This window comes from Haloferax prahovense (assembly GCF_000723845.1).
Taxonomy (GTDB): domain Archaea; phylum Halobacteriota; class Halobacteria; order Halobacteriales; family Haloferacaceae; genus Haloferax; species Haloferax prahovense.
Genome location: NZ_LK053000.1, coordinates 953,309 through 974,612 on the forward strand (window position 1 = coordinate 953,309; position 21,304 = coordinate 974,612).

The window sequence follows — 21,304 nt, forward strand, 5'->3', positions numbered from 1 at the left end:
CCGCCCCCGTTCGAACCGCGTCGTTTTTGCCCGCGACCCGAGTCGGTCGGTACATGGCGAAACAGCCCCATCTCCTCGTCGAAGAAGGCGACGTGAACGACATCGCGCTCATCCCGGGCGACCCCGGGCGCGTCGACCGCATCGCGAAGCAGTGTGACAACGTCGAGGAAGTCGCGCAGAACCGCGAGTACAAGGTCGTCAACGCCGAGTACGAGGGCGTCCCGCTCACCATCTCCTCGACCGGTATCGGCTGCCCCTCGGCGGCCATCGCCATCGAGGAACTCTCCCGCGTCGGCGTGGAGACGTTCATCCGCGTCGGCACCATCGGTGCCTTGCAGGCGGACATCGAAGTCGGCGACATGATAGTCGCCACGGGCGCGGCCAAGGAGGAGGGCACCTCGAAGCGCTACGAGTCCGAAGTCTACCCGGCCGTCCCCGACTACGACGTGCTCACGTCGCTCGTCGACTCGGCGGAGGCCAACGACGAGGACGTCCACGTCGGCCCCATCGTCTCCGACGACGCGTTCTACAACGAGTCCGACGAGTACGTCGACGACTGGAACGCCGCCGGCCTGCTCGCCATCGAGATGGAGGCCGCGACGGTGTTCTCGCTCGCCCGCCGGAAGGGCCTCCGCGCCGGGGCTATCTGCACGGTCGACGGCAACCTCGTCGCCGGCACCCAGAAGGGAGCCGACTCGGACGAGGAACTCCCCGAGAAGGCCAAGAACAACGTCGAGCGCGCCATCTCCATCACGCTCGACGCCGTCACCGACCTCGCGTAACCGAACCGTGGACCTGCGCCACCTCGCGGCCCGAGCGGTCGCACGCGCCGGCGCGCTCCGCGCCCGGCTCCGCCGGATAGAGCGGCGTGAGATGGTGGCGTTCGGTCGGTGGATAGAGAACACGAACAACCTGCTTCACCTCTCGATTCTCCTCATCATCCCCGTGCTCATCGCCGGGGTGACGTTCGTCTCCAACTCGGTCAGCACGCTCTCGTTCCTGCTGTTCCCGCCGCTCGCGTCGGGGTCGTACACGCTGTTTTCCGACCCAGAGGGGCGGTACGCGTCGCCGGTGAAGTTCGTCGTCGCACTCACTATCGGCGCGCTCTGCGGCCTCGTCGCGGTCGGTTTTACCGGGTGGACCTACGGCCCGACGGGGACCGCAATCGTCCACCCGTCGGCGGCGGCGCTCGCCATCTTCCTCGCGGGGGTCACGACGTGGCTCCTCGACGTGGAAGCCCCCTCCGCGTTTTCGACGGCGCTCCTGACGCTCGTCACGGGTGACGTGAACCCCGAGGAGTACGTGGTGAGCATCTTCTTCGCCAGCGTCGTCATCGCCATCGCGTTCACTATCTGGCGCGAGCAGTTCTACGAGCGCCGCGCGGAGTACCTCTACGGGACCGTCCGCGGCGACGACCACGTGCTCGTCCCGATGCGCGGGGAGGCGGCGACCCAGACGGCCTTCTTCGCCGCCCGACTCGCCGCCGCCCACAGCGCCGGCAAGGTCGTCCTCCTCGACGTGCTCCCGCCGGCGGCGACCGCCGAGGGCGACGCGGACGCGGAGACGAACGCCGGCGGCGAACTCGACACCGACGCCGACGCGTCGGTCGAGCGCCTCGAATCCTGCGCGCACCAACTGCGGACCCGACTGGGCGTGCCCGTGGAGGTCGCGGTCGCCCGCGGCGACCCGTTGACCGCGACGACCGAGGCCGCGGCGAACACCAACTCGGACCTCGTGGTGACGCCCTACGAGGAGGATCGCGGCCTGCTTTCCGATTACATCCGCGGCCTCTTCGGCGGGTCGTACGACACCGTGGCGTTTCGCTCGACCGGTGAGACCACCCGCTGGCGGCGCATCCTCGTCCTCGTCTCGCGGCCGGGCGACTCTGCCCACGCGATGATAGACTTCGCAACCCGCCTCGCCGGGCAGACCGGGAGCGTGAGCGTCACGACCTGCATCTCCTCCGAGGTCGAGCGCCGGCCCGCGGAGTCGAAACTCGCCAATCTGGTCGAAACCGCAGACGGGAACATCGAGACGCGGGTCGCCCGCTCCGACGTGACCGACTTCATCGCCTCGAACGCCGCCACCTACGACCTCGTGGTGCTCGGGTCCAGCGGCGACCGCTCGCCCGCCTCGCGGTTCATCTCGCCGCCGACGTTCGAGCGAATCCGCGAGATAGACTGCGACGTTGCGGTGTTCGACCGCGGGCACTGAGCGCGCGGTCGTAGAGTCAGAGCGGAGGCGGCGCGCGGTTACGAGCGGTTCGTCTCGTCGGTGTCGTCGGTCTCGTCGGCCGCACCCTTCCCGTTCGTCTCGACCGTCTCGTCTACGGTCGGGTCGGTGGGCTGTTCGTCGAGCAGCCGTTCCTCGATGGTTTCGAGGCCGCTCCCGCCGACGGCGGACTCGGCGAGGAAGTGACCGCCGAGCGCCGCCGGGCTGATGACGGTGTTGGCCCCGGCGCGGCGGAGCTTTCGCTCGTTTTCGCGCTGGGTCGCCGCCGCGACGATGTGCACGTCGGGGTTGAGCTGTCGCGCCGTGAGGATGGCCAGCGCGTCTTCGGCGTCGTTGTTGGTGGCGACGACGACCGAGCGGGCGGCGTCCACGCGGGTCCGCTGGAGCGCCTCCTCGTCGCTCGGGTCGTCCGTGACCACGTCGTAGCCGCGGTCGGTGAGGCGCTTGGCGCGGCTCTCGTCGGGCGTGACGATGACGACGCGGGCGCGGTCGCCGAGCTCTTCGAGAATCGGTTCTGTCAGTTCCCCGTAGCCGAGGACGAGGACGTGGTTCTCCAGGATGTCGAGTTGTGATTCGGTCATGCGTCCGAGTGCTTTGGTGAGTCGCGCTTCGATTGCGGGCGTGAGCAGGACACCGAGCGCCACAGCGAACGTCGCCACCGTGAGCAACAGCGCCGAGATGCCGAACAGCTTTGCGATGGCGGTCTGTGGCGTGATGTCGCCGTAGCCGACCGTGCTGCCGGTGACGACGCCGAAGTAGAACGCGTCGAACAGCGTGTCGATGCCGTTGAACTGCTCTCTGAGCGCCCACGCCCCGGCGGTCGCGTAGGTCTGTGCGCCCGCGATGGCGAGCAGGGCCGACAGCTGTGTCGCCGTCAGGTCGAGGTCGCGGTCGAACGCCCTGTGGTTGAAAAGCAGGAGCGCGAGACTGATAAGCGAGAGGCCGACGAGGGGTGCCGCCCGTTCCGGCGACTGGATGAGCCCCTGCGCGGCAGTCACCGGGAGCAACACCGCGGTCGAGTACCACGCGGCGCGGTAGCGTCGGCGGAGTCCGAAGACGCTCGCGAGGAGCAGAAAGCCCGTCAGCGTCCCGGTGAAGCCGGCGGTGATGCGGACCGCTTCCGGGATGTACGGTGCCAGCACGCCGCCGGTGACCGGGGAGCTGATGTTGAGGATGCCGATGGCGACCGATAGGACGGCGGCGAAGAACACCGTCCCAATCGTCGCGCGGGCACCGACCCACTCGCGTACCGAAGCCATGTCTCTCCCAGTTCTGGCGTCCGAGGCCAAAAACGGTCGGGTATCGGCCTGTCACGGGCGCGTCGTCACGTCTTTATTCCGTCGGCGAGTGTACCGGTCCATGGCTTCACTCCCCGTCGAAGTCGTTTACGGGCTGTACTTCGGCATTCTCACCGGGCTCGTCCCGGCCGCCGTCGCGTGGCTCCTCGGATTCGGCTTCCGCTACGTCACCGGCGTCACCGTTCCGGGCCTCGCCGTCGTCGTCCTCAGCGTCGCCATCGCGGGCGCGAGCGGCGGTCTCATGGCGCTGGCCGACCCGACAATCACCCAGTCGGAGAGTCAGGTCAGGCTGACGGTCGCGCTGCTTGTCGTCTTGATGGGGTCGCTGTACGCGCACAACCGCGGGGACGCCTTCGCCAACGACATCCCGCGGAAGATGTCGCTGCGAAAGCTCACCGAGCGGTCGCTCTCGACCGACGTGGTCGAACTCGTCGGCGGCCGCGGACAGGTCAGCGTCACCGTCACCGGTGAGGTCGGCGACATCGAGGGCTACCCGCCGGTCCCGCTGGACATCCGTACCAGTATCCGAAACGGCGAGTGGACGTTCCCCGCCGACATCCCGCTCGTGGAACTCGAATCGCGGTTCGCCGACCGCCTGCAGAACGAGTTCGACCTCGCCGCCGTCGAGGTCAGACTCGATGAACGAGCCCGTGCGACCGTCTCCGCCGCGGCCCCGGTCGGCGGTCTCTCGAAGCGCCTCCCGACGGGCAAGCGCGCGGTGTCGGTGACGGCGCTCGTCCCGACTGGACTCGCGCGCGGCGACGAGGTGGTCGTCGTCACCGACGGCGGCACCGTCCCGGCGAGCGTCGCCGGAGTCGAATCGGTCGTCGAGACCCCGAGCGACGCCGACGAGGACGAGGACGACGCGGACGCCCCGAAGGCCGCGCCGCGCGCGCCGACGGCCGTCGGCGGCGAAGGCCGCGTCACGCTCGCGGTCGACCGAGGCAAGGTCGAATCGCTTCTCGGGAGCGACGTGAAGCGGTTCATCGTCACCTCCCGCGGCGTCCGCCGGGAGTTCGAACTCGTCTCCCTGCTCCGCCGCGCGGGCAAGCGCTTCTCGCGGCTCTCGGTCCGCGCCGAGAGCCCACTTGACGGGGTGACACTCGGGAAGGCCGGCGTCCGCGACGGCTACGGTGTGGCCGTTCTCGCGGTCCGCCACGGCGGGAACTGGACGATTGCGCCGCGGGGAGACCAGGAGATTTCCGCCGGCGACACGCTCTATGCGGTCGGGTCGAGAAGCGACCTCACCGGCTTCGAGGAGGCGGTCGCGTGATGTTCGCCGCCCTCGCCTCGGCCGCCGGGCCCGCTTCGGCCGCACCCGCCGCCGACCTGCTCGCGGCGGTCGGGGGGTCGGCGACCGCCGGACAGGTGTCGATTCCGCCGGCGGACGACTCGCTCGTCCTGCAGATTCTCCGGTTCGTCGGACTCGTCGTCGGCGCGTTCGTCGTCTCGGCGATCGCCTCGCTGCTCTACCGGTGGTACACCCGGGAGATAATCCCGCGGGCGCTTTCGGTCCTCTTCGGCGGGGCGGTCGTCGCGCTCTACCTGAACACGATCGGCCTGTTCGGCGCGTTCACCACCGGCACCGAGACCGAGGTGTTCCAACTCGACACCGTCCTCTTCAACACCGTGTCGCTCCTTGGCGGAGCGCTTATCGCGCCGGTCGGCCGCGTCGCTGGCGACCGACTCGCGACGGACGTGTTCGCCGTCGCGGGCGCGAAGGAACTCGACGCCGACGTGAGCCGACTGGTCCGGACCGTCGGCCGCGTCACGTCGGTGACGCTCCCCGAGGACATCGGCGACATCGAGGGGTACGACCCGGTCGGCGAGGCCGTCAAGACCCAACTGAGCGGCAAGACGCTGCTGTTCCCCCGGCGGCTCAGCGAGGCCGAGCTCCGCGACCGACTCGCGACGCGCATCAAGGACGACCACGGCGTCGGTCACGTCGACGTGGAGTTCGAAGCCAGCGGGAACGAGGTGTCGTACCTCGCGCTCGGCAGTCGCGCGGCCGGCCTCGGGCCGACGCTCGCACCCGGCACCGTCGCGGTCGCCATTCGCGGCGACCCCGGTTCCGGCGCGGCCGCCGGCGACCCCGTGCAGGTCTGGTCGGTTCCGAAGCCGGCGGCTGACGACGAAAACGACCCGTCGGGCGACGCCGTCGCGGGAGCGACCGACGCGACTGAACCGGCCCAGTCCGCCGAACCGACGACCGAGACGCCTCCCAGCGGTTCGGGGTCGTTGTCCGACGGCGGCACCGACGCGCCGGCCGCGCCGGCCCGCGTCGCCTTCGGCGAACTTCGCGGCGTCGCCGACGACGTGGCGACCGTCGCCCTCGACGAGGAGGACGCCGACCGCCTGACGAGCGGCGAGCAGTACCGACTCGTGACGCTCCCCGCGGACCCCCACGTCGACCGCGAGTTCGCGTCGCTCCTCCGGAACGCCGACGAGACGATGGCGGTCACGACCGTCGCACCGGGTGCAGACCTCGACGGACTGGCGGTTTCGGACGTGGACACGACCGTCGTCGCCATCCGGTCGGCGAACCGCCCGGTGGACGCGATTCCCGGCCGGGGACGCGAACTGGCGGCCGGCGACACGCTCTACGTCGTCGGCCGGCCGGAGGTCCTCCGAAAGGTCGAACGCCGGGCGACGACCGACACGAGCCGAACTGACGGCGGGGGCGACGGAGACGGAGACGGAGACGAAAACGGCGACTCCGACGGCGACGCGCCGCGGTCGTCAGGGGCGCAATCCTCATGAGCGCCGGGCGACGAGACGGGAGTATGGAGTGGAAGCTGTTCGCCGACCTCGCGGAAGTCGCCGGCACGCGGACCGTTCGGGTCGACGTCGACGGCGACGCGACCGTCGGCGACGCGCTCGACGCCCTCGTCGGGGCGCACCCGGCGCTCGAATCGCGGGTGTTCGGCGACGACGGTGAACTGTACGACCACATCAACGTTCTGCGAAACGGCGAAGCCGCCGCGCTCGGCGAGGAGGCCGCCGCCGGCGACGAACTCGCGCTCTTCCCGCCGGTCAGCGGCGGCTAGCGCGCCGGCGCGTCGGAGCGCCGAGCGAACCGGCGAATCGAAACCATTCTCGGATTCGACCCACATCCCGCGAGCGGCGGCTCCGTCGGCACTCGTGGGCGGAAGACGAAAACGAGACCACGGGGTCGAAACGAGCGGCTCGTCGGGGCGGAAACGGGTCGTTCGGGAGTCGGAAAAGAGAAAACGGCGGGAACGCGTCGCGGTCGGACTCGAAACGGGAGGGCGGCTTCGAGGGTCGTTACTCGCCCGGACGCGGCAGCGCCGTAAACAGCGTCTGGACGATGGAGAAGGGGTCGTAGATGGACTGGTGGCACTGGCAGTAGACCCCGTTTTCGCCGCCGAACGTGGCGGAACTGGCCGTCTGCTTGTAGCCGGGGACACAGCAGAAGTGGGTACACTTGTTGAGCCACGCGATGACGCCCTGGTCCGTCGAGGCGGCGAGCCACTCGTTGTCTTGGGCGGCCTCTTCGATGCGCGTCGAGCGGAGCACCTGAATCGGAATCGTGTCCTCGGCGTCTTGGGAGCGCCAGGTGCCGGTCGCGGGCATCCCGATGCCGGCCTGTCCGATGCCGTTGCCCCAGGTCTCGTACTCGTCGAAGTCGTTGACGTTCAGGCGGTCGCCGGCGCTGTACGTCTCGGACTGCCAGTCGTACCCGCCGTTGTCGGAGCGGAAGTAGTTGTCAGACTCGTAGGTCGGGTTCAGGCCCTCGTAGGTCTGCACGCCGCAGTACTGGTACCAGTCCTGCGAGTAGGTGACGCCCGTCCCCTGGTAGTCCTCGGTGAGGGCGAGTTCGACATCCACACCGTTCTGGGTGATGGTCTGTACCTCCGGCCAGACGCCGCGGATGTAGCCCTCGTCGTCGATCTCAATCGGAATCTGCGGCATGCCGCGCGGTGCGGGACCGCCGGTGTTCTCGATGGCGTACGCCTGCGTCGGCCCCCCACCGGTCCCGGTGGATGACGTTGCGGTGTTGATGGCGGCCGCGCCTGTCGTTCCCACGCCCGCGAGCGCCGCTCCCCCGACGACGCCCTTGACGAACCGACGGCGACCCGAGTCGGCGGGGTACTTGTCGCTATCGCTCATACTCCCACCTTCGAGGCGGCCAGTAAAAGCGTGACGAATCCACCGTGGTAGTACGCCCCACGAAACGGCCGCCAGCGAGGGGGTTCGACCGCTCGAACGCGCGGAATTCGTCGGTCGTCGAAAACTGGACGAAAACGTTCGTAACGTTCGTTTAGAACCGACTTCCGGGCAAATTTTCGACGTTACTCGTGGCCTTTTAGAATGTGCTACTCGTATCCGAGTACGATGCGATTGCACACCAGAGACGTGCGGCAAGATGTTCGCGAGCTCGGGGCGTTGCTCGGGGACGTGCTCGAAGCGCAGACGTCGACGGCGTCGTTCGAGACGGTCGAAGAGCTTCGGCAGGCGGCCATCGCCTACCGAAAGGGCGAGTCCGGGTCGCGCGAGCGGCTCTACGACGTGGTCGGCGACCTCGAACCGGAGCGCGAGAGCGTCGTCGCCCGCGCGTTCACCACCTACTTCGAACTCATCAACCTCGCCGAGGAGCGCGAGCGTGTTCGCGTCATCCGCGAGGCGTCACAGGAGGGGACGCTCGAAGACGGTATCCTCGACACGCTCGACGCGCTGGACGACGAGGAGGTCGACGAGGAGCTTCTGGGACGGGTCCTCGAAGACGTGCTCATCGAACCGACGTTCACGGCGCACCCGACCGAGGCCCGCCGCAAGACGGTGAAATCGAAGCTCCGCTCCATCGCCAACCGGCTGGAGACGCTCGACGAGCGCCGCCTCACCGACCTCGAACACGACCAGGAGTGGCGGCACGTCGTCGCCGAGGTGACGAGCCTCTGGCAGACCTCGCAGGTCCGCGACCGCCGCCCGGAGCCGACCGACGAAGCCCGCAACGTCCAGTGGTACCTCGAAAACACGCTTTTCGACGTTGTCGGCGAGGTGTACGAGGAACTCGAAGAGGAGCTTCGGGCCGAGTACCCCGGCCTCGACGTGCCGAAGCTGTTCGAGTTCCGGTCGTGGGCAGGCTCCGACCGCGACGGCAACCCGTTCGTCACGCCCGAGGTGACAGAGGATACGCTCGAACGCCAGCGCAGCGTCGCCCTGGAAAAGTACAGCGACTCGCTCAAACGTCTCTCCGGTGTGCTGAGTCAGGACGCGACGCGAATCGACCCCGGCCACGAGCTCGAACGCTCGCTGAAGGCCGACCGCGAACTCCTCCCCGTCGTCGCCGAGGAGGCCGACGAGCGCTACCCCAACGAGCCGTACCGCCAGAAGCTCAAACTGATGCGCGAGCGACTCCGCCGCGTCGAGGACGTGCGGCCGAACGGCTACGCGGACGAGAGCGAACTCTTGGCCGACCTCGAAGTCATCGACGCCAGCCTCCGGCGGACCGGCGCGGCGCAGGTCGCGGACGTGTACGTCGAGCCCCTGATGCGGCAGGCCGACACGTTCGGCTTCACCCTCGCCAGCCTCGACCTCCGCGACCACCAGGAGAACCACACCGAGGCCGTCCACGAGGCGCTCGCCCACGAGGGCCTCGACTACTACGGGAGCTCGGAGGAGGAGCGCGTCGAACTCCTCACCGACGCGATTTTGCAGGAAGAGCCGGTCGTCGACCTCGAAGACCCCGGTGACATCTCCGAGACGGCCGAGCGCGTCCTCCGCCGGTTCCGCAAGCTCGGCGAGTGGCAGCGCGAGTACGGCGTCGGCGCTATCGACACCTACTGCATCTCGATGACCGAAGAGCCGTCGCACGTCCTCGAAGTGCTGTTCCTCGCCGACCAAGCGGGCGTGGTCTCTCTGCCCGACCACTGCGGCATCGACGTGGTCCCGCTCCTCGAAACCGAGTCGGCGCTCAACGGCGCGCGCCGAATCATGGGCACGCTGTTCGAAAACGAGGCCTACGGGACGGCGCTCGCCGCCCGGAACGACGTCCAGGAGATTATGCTGGGCTACTCCGATTCGAACAAGGAAAACGGCTTCCTCGCGGCCAACTGGGACCTCTACAAGAACCAGCGCCGCCTCGCCGACATCTGCGACGACTTCGACGTGACGATGCGGCTGTTCCACGGCCGCGGCGGCTCCATCTCCCGCGGCGGCGGTCCGATGAACGAAGCCATGCTCGCGCTCCCGAACGAGACCGTCACGGGACAGATTAAGTTCACCGAGCAGGGCGAGGCCATCGCCGAGAAGTACGCCAACCCGCGAATCGCGGAGCGGAACCTCGAACAGATGCTCAACGCCCAGATTCGCGCCCGCCTGCAGGCGATCCGGACGCCCGAAGAGGAGGTGCCCGACCGCTGGGTCGACGCCATGGACACCATGGCGACCGCCGCCCGCGAGGAGTACCGGAACCTCCTCGAATCCGACGGTTTCGTCTCCTACTTCGAGCAGGCGACGCCCATCACCGTCATCGAGGAACTCAATCTCGGCTCCCGGCCGGCCTCTCGGTCCGACGAGCGCAGCGTCGAGGACCTCCGCGCCATCCCGTGGGTGTTCTCGTGGACCCAGTCGCGGTGTATCCTCCCCGGCTGGTACTCGCTGGCCGCCGGCGTCAACGCCTTCCTCGAAGACGGCGGCGACATGGACGACCTCCGCGAGATGTACGACGAGTGGGCGTTCTTCCGGAGCACGTTCGACAACGCCGCGATGGCGCTGGCGCGCACCGACCTCGAAATCGCCACGGAGTACGCGAACCTCGCCGACGAGGAGCTCCGCGAGGAGTTCTTCACCCGCCTCACCGAGGAGTACGAGGACGCCGCGGACCTCATGCTCGACATCAGCGAGCGTAGCAGTCTCCTGAAGCGCGAGTGGCTCGAAGAGAGCCTCCGCCGCCGCAACCCCTACGTCGACCCGCTGAACCTGCTGCAGACGCACCTGCTGTCGCAGACCCACCGGACCGACGAGGAAGAACAGACCCTGCGGCTCACGGTCAAAGGAATCGCCGCCGGGATGAAGAACACGGGATAACGCGATGCCGACGCCCTCGGCCACCCGCCGAGACCGTCGTCGCCGCGCCGTCGGAACCGATTAGGCCCGACGGAGATCGTACGGGTTCGAACAGACCGGACAGGTCTGCCGCGCGACGCGATACTCGCTTTTTAACCGCTGTCTGACACCGTCGAAGTCGGCGTCGCCCTCGTATCTCGATTCCACTTCCTGTCCGCAGTGCGGGCACACCACCACCGTTACCATATTCGCCAGTACGGCCGAGTCCATCATATATGTTCACCCTGTTTGTGGCGGGGACCCACGGCCCGCTCTATCAGGGATTCGTCGGTGACGAAGACGACACACAGCGGGCCGTTCGCGGCGAAAAATGAGGATTCTCAGCGTCACCGGTATCGGTCAGGGTTGAGTCGACTCAGGTCAGGCGTGGTTCCACGGCGCTTCCTCGAAGTCGACGATGCGGTGGGTCGAATCGAGGTCGTCGATGGCGGCCACGTCCTCGTCGTCGAGGTCGAGGTCGAGCGCGGCGAAGTTGTCGCGGATGTGGTCGGGTGAGGCGGCCTTCGGGATGGGCGTCGCACCCTTCTCGATGAGCCACGCGAGGGCGACCTGCGCCGGCGAGGCGTCGTGCTTCTCGGCGATGTCGACGATGACCGCCTCGTCGGCGACTTGGTTGCGCGCGATGGGCGAGTAGGCGACCAGACGGTGGTCGTGTTCCGCGGCGTGTTCGCGGAGTTCGCGCTGCTGGAGCATCGGGTGCATCTCGACCTGGTGGGCGAACACGGACGCGTCGAGCGTCTCGATTGCCGATTCGAGCTGGTCGGGTCGGAAGTTGCTCAGGCCGACGTTGGCGATGACGCCCTCCTCGACGAGTTCGTCGAGGGCCGCGAGCGTCTCGTCCTCGTCGTAGCTGTCGAGCGGCCAGTGAACGTACAGCAGGTCGATGGTGTCGACGCCGAGCTTTTCGGCGGACTCGCGGGCGGTCTCCAGCACGTCGTCGTGGCCGAGGTTGTCGGTGTCGAGCTTCGTCGCCACGAACACGTCGTCGATGTCGACGTCGGATTCGGCGAGCCCCTCGCCGACGAACTCCTCGTTGTGGTACATCTGGGCCGTGTCGACGTGGCGGTAGCCAACGTCGAGGGCGGTCTTGACGGCCTCGACGCACTCGTCGCGGTCTTCGAGCTTGTACGTCCCGAAGCCGAGTCGCGGGAAGTCCTTCATGCACGGGTGGTCGTGGGCGGGCGAGTCAAATCCTGCGGTTGCGGAAGTCGTGCGTACACTTACCACCGCTCCCCCAGTCATCGAGGGTATGCCCTCCGAGAAGGAGAAGATGCTCGCGGGCGAACTGTACGACGCGAGCGACCCGGAACTCGTCGCGGAACGAAAGCGCGCGCGGCGGCTCACGCGCCTGTTCAACGAGACCGACGAGACCCAAATCGAACGCCGCGAGGAGCTGATTCGGGAGCTGTTCGGGGAGGTCGGCGAATCGTTCGAAATCGAGCCGACGTTCCGCTGCGACTACGGCTACAACATCCGCGTCGGCGAGCGGTTCTTCGCCAACTTCGACTGCGTCTTCCTCGACGTGTGTCCCATCACGCTCGGCGACAACTGCCAGCTCGCGCCGGGCGTTCACATCTACACCGCGACCCACCCGCTCGACGCCGCGGAGCGAATCAAGGGCCCCGAGTCGGGGGAGCCGGTGACCATCGGCGACAACGCGTGGCTCGGCGGCCGGGCGGTCGTCAATCCCGGCGTCACCATCGGCGACGACGTGGTGGTCGCCTCGGGTGCGGTCGTCACGAAGGACGTGCCCGACTCGGTGGTCGTCGGCGGTAACCCGGCGCGGGTCATTAAAAGGCTGGACTGACTGGGGACGCGCCGCCGAGTCGGCGTCATCGTCGCGTCGCCGTCGCGCGATTCTCGCGGATTCGGGAGCGTGCGGTGCTCTGGCACACGATGTTCCCTCCGAAATGGTTTTGAAGTACGCTCGCACACGGTCAGTATGCCGACGGACGAATACGACCCAGAGATGGGGCGCAAGTTCATTTTCGTAACCGGGGGTGTCATGTCCGGTCTCGGGAAGGGTATCACGGCCGCGAGCACCGGCCGACTCCTGAAGAACGCCGGGTTCGACGTCACCGCGGTCAAGATTGACCCGTACCTGAACGTCGACGCCGGGACGATGAACCCCTACGAGCACGGGGAGGTGTACGTGCTGAAAGACGGCGCTGAAGTCGACCTCGACCTCGGGAACTACGAGCGGTTCCTCGGCGTCGACATGACCGCCGACCACAACATCACGACGGGCAAGACCTACCAGCACGTCATCCAGAAGGAGCGCGACGGCGACTACCTCGGGAAGACGGTCCAGATTATCCCGCACGTCACGGAAGACATCAAGCGCCGCATCCGCGAGGCGGCCGAGGGGACCGACGTGTGTATCGTCGAGGTCGGCGGCACCGTCGGCGACATCGAGTCGATGCCGTTCCTCGAATCGCTCCGCCAGTTCGCCTCCGAGGAGGAAGACGGCGACGTGCTGTTCACGCACGTCACGCTCGTCCCCTACTCGAAGAACGGCGAGCAGAAGACGAAGCCCACCCAGCACTCCGTCAAGGAGCTTCGGAGCATCGGCCTCCAGCCCGACATCCTCGTCGGCCGCGCCGACGACAAGCTCGAACCGGCGACGAAGACCAAAATCGCGCAGTTCTGCGACGTGCCGGACGCCGCCGTGTTCTCCAACCCCGACGTGCCGGACATCTACCACGTCCCGCTGATGGTCGAAGAGGAGGGCCTCGACGAGTACGTCATGGAGCGACTCGGCATCGCCGACGAGGCGCTTCCGAAGGAAGACCGCGACAGCCGCTGGCGCGAGCTCGTCACGGCCGACCGAACCGGCTCGGTCGATATCGCGCTCGTCGGCAAGTACGCCCTCGAAGACGCCTACATGTCCATCCACGAGGCGCTCAAGCACGCGGGCATCGAGTGCGGCGTCGACGTGAACATCCTCTGGGTCGACTCCGACGAGATGCTCGACAAGCACGAAGAGCGCCTGAAGGACGCCGACGGCGTCGTCGTCCCCGGCGGCTTCGGCTCCCGCGGAACCGGCGGGAAAATCGAAGCCATCCGCTACGCCCGCGAGAACGACATCCCGTTCCTCGGCCTCTGTCTGGGCTTCCAGATGGCCGTCGTCGAGCAGGCCCGGAACGTCCTCGGCCACGAGGACGCCCACTCGGCCGAACTCGACCCCGACACGCCGTACCCCGTCATCGACCTCCTGCCCGAGCAGTACGAGGTCGACGAGATGGGCGGCACGATGCGCCTCGGCGCGCACGACACCGACATCGACGCCGGCACGCTCGCGGAGGCGGTCTACGGCGACACCTCCTGTACGGAGCGCCACCGCCACCGCTACGAGGTGAACCCCGAACTCATCGACGAACTCGAGTCCGAGGGGCTCCGTTTTTCCGGCCGCGCCGAAAACCGCATGGAGATTCTCGAACTGACCAACCACCCGTTCTTCTTCGGGACGCAGTTCCACCCCGAGTTCCGCTCCCGACCCGACCGCGCGAGCCCGCCGTTCCTCGGCTTCCTCCGCGCGGTCCTCGGCGAACTCGACGCGCGCGAACTCGGCAACGAAGAGGTGACAGCATAATGGTAAACGTAGACGAATTCATCGAAGACGCGACCGCATCGATTCGTGACCAAATCGGCGACGAGCACGCCATCATCGCCCTCTCGGGCGGCGTGGACTCCTCGGTCGCCGCGACGCTCGCCTACGAGGCCGTCGGCGAGCAACTCACCCCGGTCTACGTCGACACCGGCCTGATGCGCAAAGGCGAGACCGAGCAGATTGCGGACACCTTCTCCTTCATGGAGAGCCTCCGCGTCGTCGACGCCCGGGACCGATTCTTCGACGCCCTCGACGGCGTCGTCGACCCCGAAGAAAAGCGCAAGGTCATCGGCGAGCAGTTCATCCGCGAGTTCGAACGCGAGGCGAAAGAGACCGACGCCCAGTACCTCGTACAGGGGACCATCTACCCCGACCGCATCGAGTCCGAGGGCAACATCAAGTCCCACCACAACGTCGGCGGTCTGCCGGACGTGGTGGACTTCGAGGGCATCGTCGAACCCGTCCGCGACCTCTACAAGGACGAGGTCCGCGAGGTCGCCCGCGCGCTCGGCCTCGAGTCCATCATCGCCGAGCGGATGCCGTTCCCGGGGCCGGGCCTCGCGGTCCGCGTCCTCGGCGAAGTCACGCCCGAGAAGGTGCAGGTCGCCCGCGACGCGTGTCACGTCGTCGAAGACGAGACCGAAAAGCACGAGCCGTGGCAGGCGTTCGCCGCCGTCATCGGCAAGGGCACCGGCGTCAAGGGTGACAACCGCGTCCACGGTTGGATCGTCTCGGTCCGCTCCGTGGAGTCGCGCGACGGCATGACCGCCCGCGCGCAGGAACTGCCGTGGGACACCCTCCAGCGCATCCAGTCGCGCATCACCGGAACGAACGAGAACGTCGCCCGCGTCGTCTACGACGTGACCCACAAACCGCCGGCGACCATCGAGTACGAATGACGACGGCAGTCGTCGCGGGGACCGACCCCGACGGACTCGGCGAGGCGCTCGAAACCGAGGGCGCGACGGTCGTCCGCGTCAGCGGTATCGCCTCCGCCGACTCGCTCGGCGAGGCCGGCATCGAGGACGCCGACCTGTTCGTGCTCACCGATATGGACGACGCGACGGCCATCTCGGTGGCGAAGGAACTGAACCCCGACGTGCGCGTCGTGACCTACGCCTACGACTCCCTTCCGGAGTTCGCCACGGCGCAGGCCGACCTCGCCATCGACCCGAACCTGCTCTCGGTCGACGTGGTCGCCGAAGAACTCGTCTGAGACGGTCAGGAACGCCTGACTGTCTCGACCCGAAGAGTTTTTCAATAATTGATTTGTAGAAATATTGCTGGCTTTATGGACCTTCATGACGGTTGCAACTGTCGTCTTTCTCCCGGCGAACGATGCTGAAGAGCCTCGGCGCGACCGGACTGCTACTCGCCGGCGGCGCGACGACCGCGGCGGCACGGCCCCGATTTCAGTTCGCCCCGCTTTCGTTCTTCCTGCGCTTTCGAACGCTCGGCCCACCCTCTTCGACCGCCACGAGAGTCGAAACCGGCCGACAGCGGCGGGTGACTCCGGCCCGCGTTGCCATGGTCGAAACCCCCTTTTGGCGTCCCCGCCGATAGCCGGTGACATGGTCCGGGTCTCGACCGGCGCGCGCATCCACTTCGGCTTCCTCAATCTGAGCCTCGCCCGCGACCGCCTCTACGGCGGCGTGGGCGTCGCGCTCGACGAGCCGCGGGTGGTCGTCGCCGCCGAGCCCGCGTCCGAGGTTCGGTGTCGGCATCCCGCCGCCCGCGAGTACGCCGAGCAGGCGGTCGAACTTCTCGGCGTCGAGGGCGTCGACCTCTCGGTCGAGCGCACCCTGCCGCGACACGCCGGCCTCGGGAGCGGGACACAGCTCGCGCTCGCGGTGTTGCGGGCGGTCGGGGCCGCGACGGGCCGCGAGGCCGACGTGCGCCGACTCGCCCCCGAGATGGGTCGCGGCGGCCGCTCCGGCGTCGGCGTCGGCACCTTCGAAGCCGGCGGGGCCGTCCTCGACGCGGGCCACCCGACCGCGCGGTTCACCACCGACCGACCGGAAGACGGTTCGTGGTCGGTGCCGGCGGTCGCCGCCCGACACGAGATACCCGACCGCTGGCGGTTCCTGCTCGTCGTCCCCGACGTGGACCCCGGCCGCAACGGCGCGGCCGAGGAGTCGAGCATGCGCTCCGTCGTCGAGCGCGCGGACGCACAGACCGGCGACCGAATCGCCGGCATCGTCACCAGACGACTGCTCCCGGCGCTCGCCGAGGGGTCCGCCGAGCGCTTCGGCGAGGCCGTCGAGTCCGTCGGCCGGCTCAACGGCACGTGGTACGCCGACGAGCAGGGCGGCGTCTACCGGCCGCCGGTCGGCGCGCTCGTCTCGTCGCTGTCCGAGTCGCCGGTCGTCTACGGCGCGGGTCAGTCGTCGTGGGGGCCGACCGTCTACGGCGTGACCGACGCCGACCACGTCGACGAGGCGGTCGAGGCGGGGCGGGCAGCGCTGGCTGACGCCGACATCGACGGAAGCGTCTCGGTCGCCCGCGGGCGGAACCGCGGCGCGAGCGTGGAGTGAGCGCGGGGGACGACGGAGCGGGAGCGCCGGCGGCGGAACCTCGCGTCGCGCTCCCCGAAACGCCTAACCGACGCGGCCGAGTCGGGTTCGATATGTCTCAAATCCCCTTCGGCGTCCCCCGCCTCGACAGCATCATCGGCGGCGGCGCACCCCCGGGGAACGTCGTGCTCCTCGCGGGCGAGTCCGGCGCGGGCGCTCGGGAGTTCCTCTACACGAGCGCGACGATGAACGCCCTCTCGCACACCGACGAGGAGCTGTTCGACCTCCACTACGGCTCGCTCGCGGACACCGCGACGCCGCCGCCGGAGATTCACTACGTCTCGTTTACCGCCGGCGAGGAGTACCTGCGCCGCGAGATGGGTTACACGATGGACGACGAACTCGTCGAATCCGCGGTCGAACACATCGAGTTCCACGACCTCTCGCCGGAGTACTTCCAACTCAGCCCGATTCCGCGCGAGTGGTACCTCGGCCAGCCGACGAAGTTGGAGGACCTCGGCCACCGACACAACCGCGAGTCCGTGCTGGGCGCGCTGGGGACCACCCTGAGTCAGCACGCGCCCGGCAACCTCGTCGTCATCGACTCCCTGACCGACCTCGTGGCGAGCCAGTCCGACGAGATGACGTGGTCTGACATCGCGATGGTCATCAAGGGACTGGAGAAAGCCTCCTACCAGTGGGGCGGGCTCATCCTCGTGCTCGTGAGCACCGAGGCGCTCTCGAAGACCGAACTCGGCGTCCTCAAGGGCGCGACCGGCGGCTCGCTGCTTTTCGAGTGGGAGTCCGGGGGGTCGAAGCGCGCGCGGACCATGGTCGTCCAGGAGTTCCGCGGCGTGCTCGCCCGGTTAGAGAGCGAGAACATCGTGCAGTTCGAGACCGAAATCAACGAGAGCGGCCTCGACGTGAGCGACGTGCGGAAGATTCGCTGATTCGACTGTCGAATCACCGAACAGTCGCGAATTCGGGGATAGTTCTTAAGGCTGCGTAGACAAACTGGAAACGAAGATGGAAGGGGAAGACGGGGTGTCGCTCCCAGACGACCTCCGCACGTGGGTCGAGGCGCGCGCCGACGAGGAGGGCGTCGACCCGGAGACGGTGCTCGCACGGGCCCTCGGGACCTATCGGCTCGCCGTGAGCGACGCGGGCGAATCGCTCGACGGCGCGGACGCGGTCTCGGACCGCCTCGGCGGGGTCGAAGCGCGCGTCGATGAGCTCGAAGGCGAACTGGACGAGAAGATATCAGACGTTCGGATGCGCGTCGTGCAGGTCAAGCGCGAGGCGGACGAGAAGGCTCCGCGCGACCACACGCATCCGGAGTTAGACGCCGAACTCGACCGACTGGCCGACGACGTGCGCGCGGCTCGGAACCGCGTGACCGACCTAGACGAGCGGGTCGACGCCGGCTTCGAGAACTTCGAGGAGATTCTCACCTACCTCGACGAGACGACCGCGACGCTCGACGAGAACCTCCGGACGGTCGCGCGGACGCTACTCGACCTCCGCGGTCGGGCGGCCGACCTCGAAGCCGCCGGCCTCGAACGACAGGCGCTCGCCGAACTCCTCCGCACCGCGAACGCGGCCGGCGAGAAGAAAGCGCGATGCGAGGAGTGCGACGAGACCGTCCACCTGGACCTGCTCGCGGAGCCCCGCTGTCCGTCGTGTCGGTCCCCGTTCCGCGAGCTGTCGTCCTCGCCCGGTTTCTTCGGGTCGGCGACGCTCCACACCGGCCGGCTCCCCGCGCTGGAATCGGCGGACGACGCCCGCGCGACCGACGAGGTCGCCGACCTCCTCGACGAGGCGATTACCGGCGTGGTCGACGACGCGACCGACGGCGACGACGACCGATACGCCTCCCGGGAGGAGGAGTCGGCTCAGCAGGGTGCCGCGGCGGGGAGCGAACACGGCGACGACTGAAGACTCACGAGGACGATGACCGACGACAACTCAACAGACGACGCGGCGGAGGGCGAGCCATCCGTCTCCGGCGACCGCGACGACTCATTCGGACGCGCCGACCCGGGAGACGACAGCGCCGAAGCCGTCCGCGCCCCGGACGGAAGCCGCGACGGGCGAAGCGACGACGCCGACTCGGCCCCGCTTTCGGACCTCGCCGGACGCGTGGCCGAACGCCGCGCTCGCTCGCGCGTCACCGACCAGCGCGACGAGACGGACGAACTCTTCGAGTCGGTCGAGGTCGGCGAACTCGACCGCGAGGACGTGTGGACGGCGCTCGTCGAAGGTGAAGACGACGACCGCGCGACGGCCGTCGGCGTCGGAGCCGAGGCCACCCCCGTCGACGACGCCGACGGCGTCTCGGACCACGTCGTCCCCAAGACCGAGTTCTGCCAGCGCTGCGAGCACTTCGGCGACCCGCCGGCGCTCGCGTGCCACCACGAGGGGACGACCATCGTCGAACTCGAAGACAGCGACCACTTCCGGGTGCGGAACTGCCCGATGGTCGAGAAAGACGACTGACTACGGCGCGGCGGGTCGGTTCTGATTCTCCCGACAGCGCGGAGTGACAGCTTCTTTGCCCTCGGTCCGCTACCGGCGGGTATGCAGTTCTGCGACGAGTGCGGTTCGATGATGGTGAGCCAGAACGGCGCGATGACCTGCACGAACGACGACTGCGGGGGGACCGCCGAGCGCGACGAGGAACTCGCGGCGGAGTTCGTCTCCACCGAGGCGCAGTCGGGCGACGAACTCATCGAGACCGAAGAGGGCGCGGAGTTCGAGGGCAAGCCCACCGCGAAGGACGTTCACTGCGACGACTGCGGCCACACCAAGGCGTGGTACACAATCAAGCAGACCGGGTCTGCCGACGAACCGCCGACGCGCTTTTTCAAGTGCAAGGACTGTCATTACCGCTGGAGAGAGTATAACTAAAACCAGCGGTAGAAGGCTCAGAACCACCATTAGTGGCAGAATTGGATTTCCGGGTGAGCCTTAGTTCTTGCAACGATTGCATCGTAATCTTTCCAGATGAAACAACGGTTCACCGCCACTTCAAACTACCTATTTGCTGGAATACTCCGTGAATAATCAGCAATAATTGCCGTCACTTCCAGTAATCTCAAAATGTCACGGTGAACTGCTCCCTCGGAATCGTGAGAATCCGATAGTCCCCCGTCTCGACCCTCGAAGCATGGGGTTCGGGCATGACTAAGACCACTTCGGACACTTCTGGGTGCGCCTCGTATCTGGCGAGTTTATCATGGTCTATAACTCCCACCGACGATTTGACTTCTATGACAATTCCATCGTAGTAGACGTCCACCCTACTGCTGTCGTCAAGCCAATACTCTGTCTCGTAGGAAATCCCCTCCGATTCGAGAGAAGCGGTTACGATTTCTACGATTCTGTCGTGTGTTTCTGGAATTGTTAGTTCGATTTCTTTTGGTTTCATGATAAGATTTCCCTTATATTCTGAGACTGGACATATCCCGTTGGAGGCTCTGAATCTGATGATTTCGTGAGCATCAAGCCGCCTTTGAAGGGAGGGAGTGCATGACGTTCGACTCAGACTGTTGTGGACTTAGCCATGGGTCATTCAGTTCGTCTCTGACGGTCCTCCGATAGTCGCGCTCCACCTTGTACCGTAGGCCATCCTTCACCGTATCGGCACACTCACGGAATCGTCCGAACGGTTGCCATCGACGTACACCCTTGGTGGAGTGGTCCCCGTCTGAGCCTGCCGAGAGGCGGGCGCACCATTCGAGCGCACGAGAGTCGTGCAAGTCTGAGGCGTCCGTCGCTACGTTCATCAGAGGCAGGTTCGCCGCCAGTTCGTAGGGGAGTGCCGTCGTCGTCCCACGGATAGCGTCTGTCTCACTCTGTGGAGTTAGCCATGGGTAGGTATCGGACGAATGGTGTTGCACTGAGACGTGTGCCGTCGTCGCTCCCGGGACCGTCTCACGGTGCTTGTCCAAGAGTGGCTGAAAGTCCTCTGTCGAATGGTGGCCCGGAATCCAGTATGCCTCGTGTACATGGCTCAAGACTGTGGAGTTAGCCATGGGTAGGTCGTACTTCGGGGCGATGCACGAGACTCCTGCATAGTCGGTAGACAGGCTCTTGAGCAACCTGCGGCGTTTCGCCTTGTATGCCCGTGGGTTGAACGACTCTGTTTGCTCAATTAGTCCGGCGGTACTCTTGTCGGCAGTGCGAGTGAGCAATACTGTCGTGAAATTTTCATGATTCTTCCAAAAGTAGCGGTCCACGTCCTTCGAGCGAGCGAATCGCTTGCGGGCGTTACGGTGGGACCACGTGTGTTGAAGCGGATACGGGTGAGCCTTGTCTCGTCGTTCTTCAAGCCATGTCAGGAATGAGCCAATACGTGTGGGGTTAGCATTGGGTAATTCAGTGCGCCACAAGTCCCCGAACAAATCGCCTTGCTCTGGTATCTCAACCGTCTGCCCCTTGCCTTCGAGCAGGGCATTTGCCTCTGTCGTGGTGTAGCCATTCGCCTCTGCCTGTAGGACTACCTCACGTCGGGGCAGAGTCTCGCCTGCCGTCTTGCCATAATACTTGCCTGCCTCTACGGT

Annotated in this window: 19 protein-coding genes; 15 read left to right on the forward strand and 4 right to left on the reverse strand. The window is 67.0% G+C overall.

Annotated features, from left to right (window positions below):
• Nucleotides 1-53: 53 nt before the first annotated feature.
• Together BN984_RS04625 and BN984_RS04630 are read left to right on the forward strand one after the other, a co-directional pair.
• Complete coding sequence (locus BN984_RS04625) at nucleotides 54-782, forward strand: nucleoside phosphorylase (protein ID WP_008095198.1); 729 nt, start codon at nucleotides 54-56, stop codon at nucleotides 780-782.
• Nucleotides 783-789: 7 nt separating this feature from the next.
• Entirely contained in the window at nucleotides 790-2,214 is a 1,425-nt protein-coding gene (locus BN984_RS04630) for a universal stress protein (protein ID WP_008095197.1), read from the forward strand.
• A gap of 38 nt (nucleotides 2,215-2,252) precedes the next feature.
• Here the strand turns inward: BN984_RS04630 and BN984_RS04635 are convergent, their stop codons facing one another.
• Nucleotides 2,253-3,491 (reverse strand): NAD-binding protein, encoded by a 1,239-nt coding sequence (locus BN984_RS04635; protein WP_008095195.1) that lies wholly within the window; start codon nucleotides 3,489-3,491, stop codon nucleotides 2,253-2,255.
• 100 nt (nucleotides 3,492-3,591) lie between these two features.
• Here BN984_RS04635 and BN984_RS04640 point away from each other — a divergent pair, with 100 nt between their 5' ends.
• The 3 genes from BN984_RS04640 to samp1 are packed head-to-tail and all read left to right on the forward strand — an operon-like array spanning nucleotide 3,592 to nucleotide 6,577.
• On the forward strand, nucleotides 3,592-4,803 hold the full coding sequence (locus BN984_RS04640; protein ID WP_049967776.1) for a potassium channel family protein: 1,212 nt from the start codon (nucleotides 3,592-3,594) through the stop codon (nucleotides 4,801-4,803).
• Nucleotides 4,803-6,290 carry a cation:proton antiporter regulatory subunit gene (locus BN984_RS04645; RefSeq protein ID WP_081909181.1) on the forward strand — a complete coding sequence of 496 codons (1,488 nt, stop codon included), beginning with the start codon at nucleotides 4,803-4,805 and terminating at the stop codon, nucleotides 6,288-6,290. The genes BN984_RS04640 and BN984_RS04645 overlap by 1 nt, the downstream gene beginning before the upstream one ends.
• A 23-nt stretch (nucleotides 6,291-6,313) precedes the next feature.
• Nucleotides 6,314-6,577: a ubiquitin-like modifier protein SAMP1 gene (gene samp1, locus BN984_RS04650; RefSeq protein WP_008095188.1), complete on the forward strand. Its 264-nt coding sequence runs from the start codon at nucleotides 6,314-6,316 to the stop codon at nucleotides 6,575-6,577.
• 238 nt (nucleotides 6,578-6,815) lie between these two features.
• On the opposite strand, the gene BN984_RS04655 is transcribed toward samp1, so the two are convergent.
• The gene (locus BN984_RS04655) at nucleotides 6,816-7,661 is read right to left on the reverse strand and encodes a Rieske (2Fe-2S) protein (protein WP_008095186.1); all 846 of its coding nucleotides are present in this window, start codon (nucleotides 7,659-7,661) and stop codon (nucleotides 6,816-6,818) included.
• Nucleotides 7,662-7,886: 225 nt separating this feature from the next.
• Between BN984_RS04655 and ppc the strand changes: the two genes are divergently transcribed.
• Nucleotides 7,887-10,580 (forward strand): phosphoenolpyruvate carboxylase, encoded by a 2,694-nt coding sequence (gene ppc, locus BN984_RS04660; RefSeq protein WP_004974804.1) that lies wholly within the window; start codon nucleotides 7,887-7,889, stop codon nucleotides 10,578-10,580.
• A gap of 399 nt (nucleotides 10,581-10,979) precedes the next feature.
• Here the strand turns inward: ppc and BN984_RS04670 are convergent, their stop codons facing one another.
• Nucleotides 10,980-11,780 carry an aldo/keto reductase gene (locus BN984_RS04670; protein ID WP_049967777.1) on the reverse strand — a complete coding sequence of 267 codons (801 nt, stop codon included), beginning with the start codon at nucleotides 11,778-11,780 and terminating at the stop codon, nucleotides 10,980-10,982.
• Between the two features lie 88 nt (nucleotides 11,781-11,868).
• On the opposite strand from BN984_RS04670, the gene BN984_RS04675 reads away from it, so the two are divergent.
• The 9 genes from BN984_RS04675 (at nucleotide 11,869) to BN984_RS04715 (ending at nucleotide 19,649) form a co-directional block, all read left to right on the forward strand.
• On the forward strand, nucleotides 11,869-12,426 hold the full coding sequence (locus BN984_RS04675; protein ID WP_049967778.1) for a maltose acetyltransferase domain-containing protein: 558 nt from the start codon (nucleotides 11,869-11,871) through the stop codon (nucleotides 12,424-12,426).
• Nucleotides 12,427-12,561: 135 nt separating this feature from the next.
• Nucleotides 12,562-14,211 (forward strand): glutamine hydrolyzing CTP synthase, encoded by a 1,650-nt coding sequence (gene pyrG, locus BN984_RS04680; RefSeq protein ID WP_008095181.1) that lies wholly within the window; start codon nucleotides 12,562-12,564, stop codon nucleotides 14,209-14,211.
• Complete coding sequence (gene guaA, locus BN984_RS04685) at nucleotides 14,211-15,128, forward strand: glutamine-hydrolyzing GMP synthase (protein ID WP_008095180.1); 918 nt, start codon at nucleotides 14,211-14,213, stop codon at nucleotides 15,126-15,128. Before pyrG ends, guaA begins: the two co-directional genes overlap by 1 nt.
• On the forward strand, nucleotides 15,125-15,445 hold the full coding sequence (locus BN984_RS04690; protein ID WP_008095179.1) for a DUF7126 family protein: 321 nt from the start codon (nucleotides 15,125-15,127) through the stop codon (nucleotides 15,443-15,445). The genes guaA and BN984_RS04690 overlap by 4 nt, the downstream gene beginning before the upstream one ends.
• Before the next feature lie 355 nt (nucleotides 15,446-15,800).
• Nucleotides 15,801-16,763 (forward strand): beta-ribofuranosylaminobenzene 5'-phosphate synthase family protein, encoded by a 963-nt coding sequence (locus BN984_RS04695; protein ID WP_008095178.1) that lies wholly within the window; start codon nucleotides 15,801-15,803, stop codon nucleotides 16,761-16,763.
• A gap of 92 nt (nucleotides 16,764-16,855) precedes the next feature.
• The gene (locus BN984_RS04700) at nucleotides 16,856-17,692 is read left to right on the forward strand and encodes an RAD55 family ATPase (RefSeq protein ID WP_004974790.1); all 837 of its coding nucleotides are present in this window, start codon (nucleotides 16,856-16,858) and stop codon (nucleotides 17,690-17,692) included.
• A gap of 76 nt (nucleotides 17,693-17,768) precedes the next feature.
• Nucleotides 17,769-18,677, forward strand: coding sequence for a hypothetical protein (locus BN984_RS04705; protein ID WP_008095176.1), 909 nt, complete (start codon nucleotides 17,769-17,771; stop codon nucleotides 18,675-18,677).
• Between the two features lie 15 nt (nucleotides 18,678-18,692).
• Complete coding sequence (locus tag BN984_RS04710) at nucleotides 18,693-19,238, forward strand: hypothetical protein (protein ID WP_049967779.1); 546 nt, start codon at nucleotides 18,693-18,695, stop codon at nucleotides 19,236-19,238.
• A gap of 81 nt (nucleotides 19,239-19,319) precedes the next feature.
• The gene (locus tag BN984_RS04715) at nucleotides 19,320-19,649 is read left to right on the forward strand and encodes a transcription factor S (RefSeq protein ID WP_049967780.1); all 330 of its coding nucleotides are present in this window, start codon (nucleotides 19,320-19,322) and stop codon (nucleotides 19,647-19,649) included.
• A 187-nt stretch (nucleotides 19,650-19,836) separates the two neighbouring features.
• Here BN984_RS04715 and BN984_RS04720 read toward each other — a convergent pair whose 3' ends face one another.
• Complete coding sequence (locus tag BN984_RS04720) at nucleotides 19,837-20,169, reverse strand: hypothetical protein (protein ID WP_049967781.1); 333 nt, start codon at nucleotides 20,167-20,169, stop codon at nucleotides 19,837-19,839.
• Nucleotides 20,170-21,304 lie beyond the last annotated feature (1,135 nt).